This is a genomic window from Blastocatellia bacterium, from assembly GCA_035275065.1.
In the GTDB taxonomy this organism is placed as follows: Bacteria; Acidobacteriota; Blastocatellia; order UBA7656; family UBA7656; genus DATENM01.
Window position 1 is genome coordinate 74188 of the sequence record DATENM010000027.1, and the last position, 7310, is coordinate 81497.

At 62.0% G+C, this 7310-nt stretch carries 5 protein-coding genes; all 5 read left to right on the forward strand.

Annotated elements, in window-relative coordinates; genetic code table 11:
• The first annotated feature begins 6 nt into the window (after positions 1–6).
• Entirely contained in the window at positions 7–1314 is a 1308-nt protein-coding gene (locus VJ464_05010; GenBank protein HKQ04466.1) for a translocation protein TolB, read from the forward strand.
• Positions 1315–1442: 128 nt separating this feature from the next.
• Positions 1443–2426 (forward strand): OmpA family protein, encoded by a 984-nt coding sequence (locus tag VJ464_05015; GenBank protein ID HKQ04467.1) that lies wholly within the window; start codon positions 1443–1445, stop codon positions 2424–2426.
• A 106-nt stretch (positions 2427–2532) separates the two neighbouring features.
• Positions 2533–3321, forward strand: coding sequence for a tol-pal system protein YbgF (gene ybgF, locus VJ464_05020; protein ID HKQ04468.1), 789 nt, complete (start codon positions 2533–2535; stop codon positions 3319–3321).
• A gap of 241 nt (positions 3322–3562) precedes the next feature.
• A complete protein-coding gene (locus VJ464_05025) occupies positions 3563–6232 on the forward strand; it encodes an ATP-binding protein (protein ID HKQ04469.1) in 2670 nt (889 codons plus the stop codon).
• On the forward strand, positions 6229–7310 hold a 1082-nt coding region (locus VJ464_05030; protein HKQ04470.1), incomplete at its 3' end, for a sigma-54 dependent transcriptional regulator. The genes VJ464_05025 and VJ464_05030, both read left to right, overlap by 4 nt.

Sequence of the window (7310 nt, forward strand, 5' to 3'; positions counted from 1 at the left end):
CTGATTATGCAAACTCGACCCCCCATCGCCATCGCCATCCTGCTCGCGCTCACACTGCTCGCGACCACTTCGAGCTATGGCCAGCAGGAAGTCCCGCCGCAGCAGGAGACGCTGCGCAATCAACTCGGCAACATCATCGTCACACCGGGCAATGGCCCGAACCTGGCGCTCGCAGACTTCGTCGCCCGCGCTGCCGGCACAGAGGCCGCGGCGGCGACCTTTAACGAAGTCCTCAAGAACGACCTGGACTTCGCCGCCGTCGCCGGCATCGTCGGCAAGAGCCTCAACCCGAAGTCGCTGGTGCCCGACCCGGCCTCGCTCAAGTTTGAAGAGTGGTCGGCTGATCCGACAAAAGCCGATTATGTCGCCTTCGGCAATCTACAGAGCGCCGGTGGCCTGTCCGCCGATTGTTATCTCTACGACGTCAAGACACGGCAACAGCTCATCGCTTCGCGCCACAGCGGCGACGTGCGCCGCATCGCCCACGAATTTGCCGACGAGATCGTCAAGCTGCTCACGGGCCGCGACGGCATCGCCACCTCGAAGCTTGCCTACGTCGGCGGCGAGGCGATCCGCGCCGCGGATTACGACGGCTTCAATGCCCGCACCGTCGCGACCGACGGCCCGATATTGCGCTTCCCGCAATTCTCACCCGACGGGCGCTATCTCGCCTATGTCAGTTATAAGAGCGGCGTGCCCAACATCGTCGTGCGGACGGCGGACGGCGGCCTGGTCGGCGGCACGCACTTCAACGCGACGACCACATCGCCGGCCATCTCGCCGAACGGCCAACTCGCTTTCAGCTCGGCCATCAGCAACGACGGCTCGATGGAGATTTACGTTTCAAACCTCGATGGCTCGAACCCGCGGCGCTTGACGCGCACGGCTAAAGGCATCAACATCTCGCCGCGCTGGAACCCCAAGACCGGGCGCGAGATCGCTTACATTTCCAGCCGCGGCGGCTCGCCGCAGGTCTACGTCATGGACGCCAGCGGCGCCAATCAGCGCCCGCTGATTTCTCGCGGCGGCCATGCCGATTCGCCGTCGTGGTCGCCCGATGGCCGCTACATCGCTTTCACCTACGGCGGCGCCGGCAGCTTTCAGATATTCATTGCGGATGTCGCATCGGGGCAACTTTTGCAACTGACCTCGCAAGGCCGCAACGAAAGCCCCACCTGGGCGCCCGACAGTCGCCACCTGGCTTATCAGTCGAACCGCACAGGTCGCTGGGAAGTTTGGCAGATGCACGTTGACGGCAGCAATCAGCGGCAGGTGAGCCACGGCGGTGGCCGCCTGCCTACCTGGGCAAAGTAAGTGACAAGTGACGAGTGACAAGTGACAAGATAAAGACAACGGGCGACAACAGCGGCACGACGAACGGGCGTGTCCCCTTGTCACTCGTCACTTGTTACTTATCACTCGGAAAAGAAAGGAGTCTTGACATGGCACTCAGGATTTCACGAATCCTCACGGTTACACTCATTGCAGTCATTCTGGCGCTGGTTGTCGGCTGCGCGAAGCCGAAGGTGCAGGTACAGGTCTCACGCGACCGCTTGCAACAGGGCGAAGACGTTCGCGTCACCTGGCAATCGAAAGACGCCAAGCAGGTGACCCTCAACGGCCAACAGGTCGACAAGGTCGGCTCGAAAGTCTACACGCCCGACAACACGACGACCTTCACCGCCGTCGCCAAGCGCGGCAGCAAGGAAGCCCGCGATAGCAAAGTCGTCGAGGTCTCGGCCCGTCCGGCGGCGCCGACCGTGCGCATCTCGCTCGACCAGGACGCCATCACGCGCGGTCAGAGCACGACGCTGCACTGGAATTCGAACAACGCCGACCGCGTCGCCATCAGCGAGCTCGGGACGGTGCCAAGCACAGGCTCGCGCGTCGTCAGCCCCTCGCAATCTACGACCTACACGGCGACGGCAACCGGCGTAGGCGGCACCGATACGGCGTCCGCACGGCTGACCGTCACCGAAGAGCCGCCTTCGGATTCGCGTCCGCGCACCAATCCGGTCAACACCAGCCCGGCCATCGCCACGCTCTTCGGCCAGCAGGTGCAGGCGATCTTCTTCGACTATGATTCGGCGGACATCAAGCCCGAATCGCAAGACCGCTTGCGGCGCGCGGCGGCGTGGCTGACCCAGAGCCCTTTCCGCTCGGTCGCCTTCCGCATCGAAGGCAACTGCGACCCGCGCGGCACTGAAGAATACAACATCGGCCTCGGCGAGCGGCGCGCCCAGGCGGCCAAGGAATTCCTCGTGTCGCTCGGCGTTGATGCCTCGCGCATTCAGACCGTCAGCTACGGCGAAGAACGCGCCTCGGGTGGAAGCGAAGGCTCGCCTTCAAGCGTGCCGTCTTGGGCGCATGACCGCCGCGATGATTTCATTTACGTCAGCGGCGGCACCCCGCCGCGCAACCCTTAGCAAAGGGATTGTCATTCGTATAGGGGCGGGCGTCGCCTGCCTCTCTTCCGGCGCTACCCGTGGCGCAAGCGAACGGCTCGCGCCACACTGATTTTCAGAGGCATTTATGGTATCAAGGATTGCAATCGTCATACTGCTCGCGGCGATGACGGTGCCGGCTACTGCCGCACCGAGCGGCGACCAGAAAGATCGCGACGCGCAGATCAAGCTGGCGCTTGATGAGTTGAAGAACGAGGTCGTCGTGCTCGGACGCCAGGTGCGCGACATGCAGGCTTCGATGGATCGCAGCGGCGGACAGATGAATGCGCTGATCAACCAGATCGTTGATAACGTCAACGCCATCCGCCAGGCGCAAAGCCGCGTCGCCGAAGGCAGCGTTTCGGCCATCAATCAAACTAACTCGCTCGGCGAACAGTTGAGCGCCACCAACCAGCGCATCGAGCGGCTCTCCGAGCAGATGGCCGAATTGAAGCGGCTGGTCGAAAACCTGCCGAAGCTGCCGACCATGACGCAGATCACGCCGGGCAACCCCGACCAGCTTTTCGCCGCCGCCTATGGCGATTACTCGCGTGGCAATTACGACCTCGCCATTAGTGAATTCCGCCAGTATGTCGAGACCTATCCGACCAGCGAGATGGCCGATAACGCTCAGTACTGGATCGGCGAAGCCTTTTACGCCAAAAAACAGCTCGGCGAGGCCATCGCCGAATTCGACAAGGTGATCAACCTCTTCTCGAAGGGCGACAAGGTGCCGGCGGCGCGCTTGAAGAAAGGCATGGCATTAATGGATCAGGGCCAGACGGAGGCGGCGCGCGCCGAGTTCCAGGCCATCATTAAATGGCACCCGCGCAGCAACGAGGCGCAACTCGCCCGCCAGCAACTTGGGGAAAAGTGAGGAGTGGAAAGTGATGAGTCGGCAGAGCGAAGCGTCCGGCCCGCCATCTTCCTACTCATCACTCATTACTTTTCACTTCTTTCTTGTCCCATTCATCGGTCAATTTGCAAAAAAAGCCGCAAGCATTTCGACTTTATTATTGACACTTCATTCATTTTGACTTAAAGTGACGGCGTCTTATCGACGCTTCGCAAAGCCCCTATATGCCTACCGCCGCCCCGCTTCGAAAGCAGGCTAGCTTATGCCCTGCCCATCTGGGTTATCCGGTTGCATCCTAATTCTTGGTGATGAATCGAAGTCGGTGCGCGCGCTCGAACGCCTGCTGGCGGCCTCGGGCTATGCGGCCCGCGCCATTGATTCGTTCGATGCTGCCCACCGCGAAGTTAGCCTCAACGACGTCGCCCTGGTGATTCTGGAGCCTTCGGCGCCGCGGCTGATTGGCGCAGCCTTCGGGCCTTCCGCCGACGATTCCGGCGAAAGCTTGAAGAGAGCCGATTGGGCGCACGCGGCCCTTGCCTTCTGCGAGCAGGTGCGCGTCACCAAGACCCCTGCCGAATTGCCTATCCTGATCATCTCTAAGAGCTTGCGCCCGCAGGATAAGATCGCCGCTTTGCACAGCGGCGTCACAGACTACCTGCACAGACCTTACCAGCGGGCGGAGTTTCTCAGCCGCGTCGGCTTTCACGTCCGCGCCTGGCAGATGGAGCGCGAGCGCCTTGAGCGCTTCCAACAGTTAAACATCTTAAACGCGGTGTCGTCCGTGCTCGCCGCCTCGCTCGACCCTGACCAGCTCTTGCGCGACACCCTCGCCGTCTTGATCAAACACATGCGGCTTGACGCAGGCATCGTCTACCTGCGCAATGACCATTCGCCTGCCGTCAGCATCGCTGCCGCCGCCGGCTTTGAGGTGAGCGACGAGGTTCGCATGGGTCTATTGGAGCTGCATGCGCGCACCTCGCCTTTGATGAATGGCACGCCGCTGGTGCTTGAACCGCTGCCGGGCTCGGCGCGCAAGGGGTTGGCGGGCGAGATTCTTTCAGACGTCCAGGCCATGATGTGCGGCGCCATCCGCGTTAAAGGCAACCCGCTGGGCGCCATCTTTCTGCTCTCCAAAAGCCAGAGCAGTTTTGCCAAACAGAGCGCCGAGCTGTTAGCGACGGTCTGCAATCAGATCAGTGTGGCGCTTGAAAATGCGCGGCTTTATGTCGAAACCAAGAAGAGCGCCGCGCAGCTATCGTTCGTCTATAATCTCGGCAACAACCTGATGACTTCGCTGGAGATGGACGAGCTGATGGGCTACGCCGTCTTCACCGTCGGCAAGAGCCTCGACTGCGACGCCTGCGCGGTTATCGTCAAGTCTTCGGCAGCCAATTCGAAGTTCGCCTCGGCCATCTACGCGCGCTCGCAGAGCGACAAGCAGAACCGCCAGGACTGGTATGACGAAGCGCGCGTCGAGCGCTACTTCGACAACGCCGATGGCGGCGGACAGCCCGCCGTCGAGGTGCGCGTCGTCGAGCGCTTCCTGCGCGATCCGAAAATCTCTGTCGAAATGAGCGTACCGCTCATGTTCGACGATCAGCTCCTCGGCCTGCTGATCTGTGCCAGCTCCGCCGCGCGTCCCATCAACGGCGACGACCAGCGCCTACTGGTGGCCGTGGCCCAGCAGTTGAGCCTTGCCATCCGCAACACAGAGCTCTACCGCCGCACCAAAGACACCTCGATCAACCTTGCCGTCGAAGTCTCCGAGCGAACCCGCGAGGCCGAAGAGCAGAAGCGCTTCACCGAAAAGATCATCGATTCGCTGCCGGTCTCGCTTTACGTCGTGGACCGCGATATGCGGATTGTCGCCTGGAACCGCAACCGCGAGCTTGGCGACAGCGGCATCTCGCGCGATGAGGTGCTTGGCAAGAACGTCTTCCGCGTCCTGTCGCGCCAGCCGCGCCGCGTTCTCGAAGATGAGTTTACCGCCGTCTTCCGTACCGGCGGAATTACCAGCTTCGAGCAGGAGTCCTGGTTCGAGGGCGAGCGCAAGGTCTGGAAGATTTCGAAAGTGCCGATGCGCGTCGACAACGCCGAAGTTTCGCACATCATCACGGTCGGCGAAGACATCACCGAACAGAAAAAGATGAACGAGGCGGTCATCCATGCTGAAAAGCTGGCCTCGATTGGCCGACTCGCCGCCGGCGTCGTTCACGAGATCAACAACCCGCTGGCGACGATTGCCGCTTGCGCTGAAGCCTTGACGGCGCGCGTTGAAGACATCACCGAACCCGCCGTCCACGATGACTTCAGCGAATATCTGCAAATCATCCGCGACGAAGCCTTCCGCTGCAAAGCGATCACCAACAGTCTGCTCGAATTCTCGCACCAGCGGCAGGCCGAAAAGAACATCGCCGACGTCAACCAGATCATCGAGCAGACGCTGTTGCTGGTTAAGCATCACCCGAAGCTCGGCAAGATGAAGGTCGTCCGCGAGCTCGATCAATCGCTGACGCCCGTGCTGGTCAACGAAGGGCAGATGAAACAGGTCTACATCGCCCTGATCTCCAACGCCTTCGACGCGATGGATGGCGACGGCACCCTGACTATCCGCACGCACTGGAGCGCCGACGAGCCGACGGCGACGGTCGCCGTCGAATTCACAGACACCGGCAGCGGCATTCCCGCCGCGCACCTGCAAAAGATCTTCGACCCCTTCTTTACCACCAAGCCCCTGGGCCGGGGAACGGGCCTGGGCCTGTCGGTCTGCTACGGCATCGTCAGCGAGCACGGCGGCCGTATTGAAGTCACTTCGACAGAAGGCCAGGGCACAACTTTCCGCGTGTTACTGCCGATTCATCAGTACGCCGACGCCGACCGCTCGAGGCAGGGCGCGCAGGACGAAACGCTTGTAATGGAGGCAATGCTGTGAGCGCAAACCAGAGTATCCGACTGTTAATTGCCGAGGACGAGAAGAACCTCAGCATGGTGCTGCAAAGAGAGATGGAGCGCTTCGGGCATCAGGTCACGCTGGTGCACGACGCCGAAGCCGCGTTGCGCGCCGCGCGCGACGCCGAGTTCGACGTGGCGCTTCTCGACATCATGATGCCGGGACGCAGCGGCCTCGAAGTCCTGCGCGAGCTGCGCCAGCAGGAGCAGCCGCCCGAGGTCTTGATGATGACCGGCCACGCCACGGTCGAGACGGCGCTGCAAGCCATGAAGCTGGGCGCTTACGACTACCTGACCAAGCCCTGCCACATCCGCGAGCTCGAGGCCATCATCAACAAGGCTTACGAGAAGCGCCAGTTGCGCCGCGAGAACCTCATCCTGCAATCGCGCCTCACCTACAAAGAGAAAGCGCCCGACATCATCGTCAAGAGCGAGAAGATGATCGACATCATGTCCGTGGTGCGCAAGGTGGCGGCGTCGAACGCCTTCGTGCTGGTGACGGGCGAGTCGGGCACGGGCAAAGAGATCGTCGCCAACACGGTGCACACCTTTTCGCCGCGCCACAACGGGCCGTTCATCGACATCAGCTGCGCCGCCATACAGGAGACGCTGCTGGAGTCCGAGCTGTTCGGCTACGAATCAGGCGCGTTCACCGGCGCGCGGCAGCGCAAGCTGGGGCTGCTGGAGCTGGCGCACGGCGGCACGCTCTTCCTTGATGAGATCGGCGAGATGAACCTGACCTTGCAGGCCAAGCTGCTGCGCGTGCTCGAAACGCAGACCTTCTTCCGCGTCGGCGGCACCAAGAAGGTCAGCGTGGACGTGCGCTTCATCGCCGCGACCAACCGCGACCTCGACCGGTACGTTGCCGAGGGCAAGTTCCGCAGCGACCTGCTGTTCCGCATCAACAACTTCACCATCCCCCTGCCGCCGTTGCGCGAGCGGCCGGAAGACATCGCGTCGCTGGCCGAGCACTTCCTGGCGCGCACCAGCGGCGGCCGCGCCATGCGGATCAGCGGCGAGGCCATGGAGCTGCTCGACAACTACGACTGGCCGGGCAACGT